The organism is uncultured Empedobacter sp. (assembly GCF_937930195.1).
GTDB classification, from domain to species: Bacteria; Bacteroidota; Bacteroidia; order Flavobacteriales; family Weeksellaceae; genus Empedobacter; species Empedobacter stercoris.
Genome location: NZ_CALGVK010000112.1, coordinates 1 through 2,914 on the forward strand (window position 1 = coordinate 1; position 2,914 = coordinate 2,914).

At 30.1% G+C, this 2,914-nt stretch carries 4 protein-coding genes; all 4 read right to left on the minus strand.

Annotated elements, in window-relative coordinates; all coding sequences use genetic code 11:
- Window positions 1-111 precede the first annotated feature (111 nt).
- Complete coding sequence (locus Q0616_RS06975) at window positions 112-789, minus strand: NAD-dependent epimerase/dehydratase family protein (RefSeq protein WP_298776053.1); 678 nt, start codon at window positions 787-789, stop codon at window positions 112-114.
- Entirely contained in the window at window positions 786-1,838 is a 1,053-nt protein-coding gene (gene wecB / locus Q0616_RS06980) for a non-hydrolyzing UDP-N-acetylglucosamine 2-epimerase (RefSeq protein ID WP_298776055.1), read from the minus strand. The genes Q0616_RS06975 and wecB overlap by 4 nt, the downstream gene beginning before the upstream one ends.
- Before the next feature lies 1 nt (window position 1,839).
- Window positions 1,840-2,625, minus strand: coding sequence for a glycosyltransferase (locus tag Q0616_RS06985; protein ID WP_298776057.1), 786 nt, complete (start codon window positions 2,623-2,625; stop codon window positions 1,840-1,842).
- A 5-nt stretch (window positions 2,626-2,630) separates the two neighbouring features.
- Window positions 2,631-2,914, minus strand: a 284-nt coding sequence (locus Q0616_RS06990) for a hypothetical protein (protein WP_298776059.1), incomplete at its 5' end; no start/stop codon positions are given.

Below are 2,914 nucleotides of genomic sequence, written 5' to 3' on the forward strand. Positions count from 1 at the left end.
CTTGAATCGTCTCCTATATACAGATTAAAATTTTGATTTGATTGATTTTGCAAAGAAATCAATGTCTCTTCAAAAAAAGTTAATTTATAATACGGGATAACTATTGCTAATTTAATCTCTGACATAATACTTTTTAATTAAATTATTCAAATACGCTTCTTTATCTTGAATAGAAAATTGATACTGCAATTCATGAATATCTATTGAATAATGCTCCCCTTTATTTTCCATTAACTTCATCGCAGGTTTTTGTAGTATTTCCTCGAAGGCTTCTACTATTTCTGGTATAAAGTAATTTTCGGCATAAGCCACATTCACAATTCTATTCCAACGGTTAGACTGAATATATTGAAGCGTAATATCCTTAACATCTTCTACATCAATTAGATTACGTGTCGCGTGTTGGTGCACATTCAATTGTTGATTCGTTATAATTTGGCGATAAAGATAATTCATCAACAAATTAGGGTTTCCTCCTATTCCAACCGCATTACTAATTCTAAGAATAAGATAATTGGCTGTATTTTGTTTGATTACTTCTTCGATATGCAACTTATGCAGCACATATGGACTGTTATATTTAGAAGAATCATAAATGGAACACGTACTAAAATAAACCAATAATTGAGTAGGATATTGGGCGATTGTTTCTAAAACCAAGTCCAATTCCCGTTTAAATTGTTGTTCATCTTGCTCTGATGAATTTGAAACACCCGACGCAAAAAATACCACATCTTCTCGATCATGTTCCAAAAATTGAGATGCAATTAGCCCCTTACCTATTATCATAATAAATGATCTAAAATTAACTGAGATGCATTTCCACTTCCGAATGGATTAATAAAATTATTATCGCCTTTTTCTAATTCTTTATAAAACTCTTCTTTAATTTTTTCCTTATCTGCTCCAACAAGAATACCACAACCACAGTCTAGTACTTCAGGACGTTCTGTTTCTTCTCTAAGTATAATCACTCTTTTTTGTAAAGTAGGTGCTTCTTCTTGAATACCTCCCGAATCTGAAATAATAAGCATTGACTTTGCCATTAATTTAACAGCTTCAATATAATTTAGAGGTTCTACAAACTTTATATTTTGTGGAATATCGCTAAATGTTTTAAAGATAAATTCTCTCGTTTTGGGATTAGGATGTAAACTCCAATTAAATGTAATCGAAGGATTTTCTAACGCCAATTCTTTTATCGCATCGCAAATCGAAAACATATTTTCGCTGATATTTTCTCTTCGGTGAGCAGTAATAAAAATATCATGTCCTTTAGTCAACGAGATATTCTCTTTCTCCAATACATAAGTTAACAAATCAATTATTGTATTACCTGTAACAATAATTCTTTCTTCAGAAATGTTTTCCTCTAATAAATTTTCTTTGGCTAATGGAGTAGGTGCAAAATTAATTTCACTTGTTAAAGAAACGACTCTGCGATTGTATTCTTCTGGAAATGGAAAACGTATATCATCCGTTCTTAAACCGGCTTCGATATGATAAAATTCTCTTTTTTCTAAAAAAGCAACTATTGAAGAGGCTAAAACAGTAAACGTATCACCTTGTGCTATTATTTTCTCAATAGCATTTGATTTGACAACCTCTGCAATACTATCAATTAGTTTCGCTAATAAATTTGAATTTGAATACGCATTTGATTGAGATTTCAAAGTATAATTTGGTTTGAAACCGAACAACTCTTCCATTTCAGTCAACATTGTAGTGTGTTGCCCTGTATTAATTGTAATAAATGCAAGCGCTCTTTTTTTAGCTTCAAGTATAATTGGATATACTTTCAAAAATTCTGGTCGAGTACCGTAGACTATGGCTATCATATTATCGTTTAGTTAGTTGATGAATTAAGTATTTTATAATTGTTTTAAGAGGTATTTGATCTAAAATATCATTCGCATTTAACATCTTCATATTATGTATAACATTATGTATTTCTGCTTTCCCATTTTTTATTTCAGCAAATTCTTTTGCTTTATGATAAGCATGTACGTAGTCTTTAAATGGATTTGGAGTATCTCGTTCGTGCCAAGTTCCTACAAAATGATGTGTTGCATAATTTTTAGGTAGGTCTAAGCAGAAATAAGTGGATGGATAAATTACTATTCCATCTTTTCCTTCTTGGTATTCATCTTTATCTGGATCAATTCCGTATTCGTTTACCAATAAATCTGATACAAAAACGGTATTGGTTGTTAAGTCGAAACTTGTTTTCTCATCATAGAAATCTATTACTCGTTTTGCCCAAGGATGTCCTTTTTCTGTTGCCCAAAGTGCTGTAAAAGGTGAACCTTTAATCTCAAAACCAGAAAATGCACGATGAATTAAAAATTCATCCAACGAAAACTTTACCTCAACATCAATATCCATATAAATACCTCCATATTGATACAAAGCTAATGCCCGTGAATAATCAGAAACAAATGCCCATTTTTTATTCTCTGCAGCTAATCTTACATATTCGCAACAATTGATATCGAAATTTGATTCATTCCATTCCATAATCTCGTAATCAGGAAGTGCTTTTTTCCAACTGTTTAAACAGATATAAAAAGATGCGGGTTTTGGATTTCCTCCTAACCAACAGTAATGTATTATTTTGGGGATCATTTAGTTTAGATTGAAAATTCGATAATTCTTATTTTATTTAATCCTTTTAATAGTCCGAATTCTTTAATAATATAATAATATAGTTCCTTCTTACTAATTTGTTTTAACATTTTCTTATTTTTAAAAAAACATGTCATGGCATTTGAAATTAAAAACTCACGTGATAATTTGGATATATTCAAATCAATGGTTTCTTTATAAGTATCATAATAATAATGAAATTGATTTTGCGCTATTTTTTTATTACTATTCAAATTTACTTGATATGAATCCTTATGATATCTTCTAA

Bases quoted from the DNA above. Each gene is read 5' to 3' on its own strand.
- Q0616_RS06975 (WP_298776053.1), bottom strand. From the start codon at position 789: ATGATAATAGGTAAGGGGCTAATTGCATCTCAATTTTTGGAACATGAT.
- wecB (WP_298776055.1), bottom strand. From the start codon at position 1,838: ATGATAGCCATAGTCTACGGTACTCGACCAGAATTTTTGAAAGTATAT.
- Q0616_RS06985 (WP_298776057.1), bottom strand. From the start codon at position 2,625: ATGATCCCCAAAATAATACATTACTGTTGGTTAGGAGGAAATCCAAAA.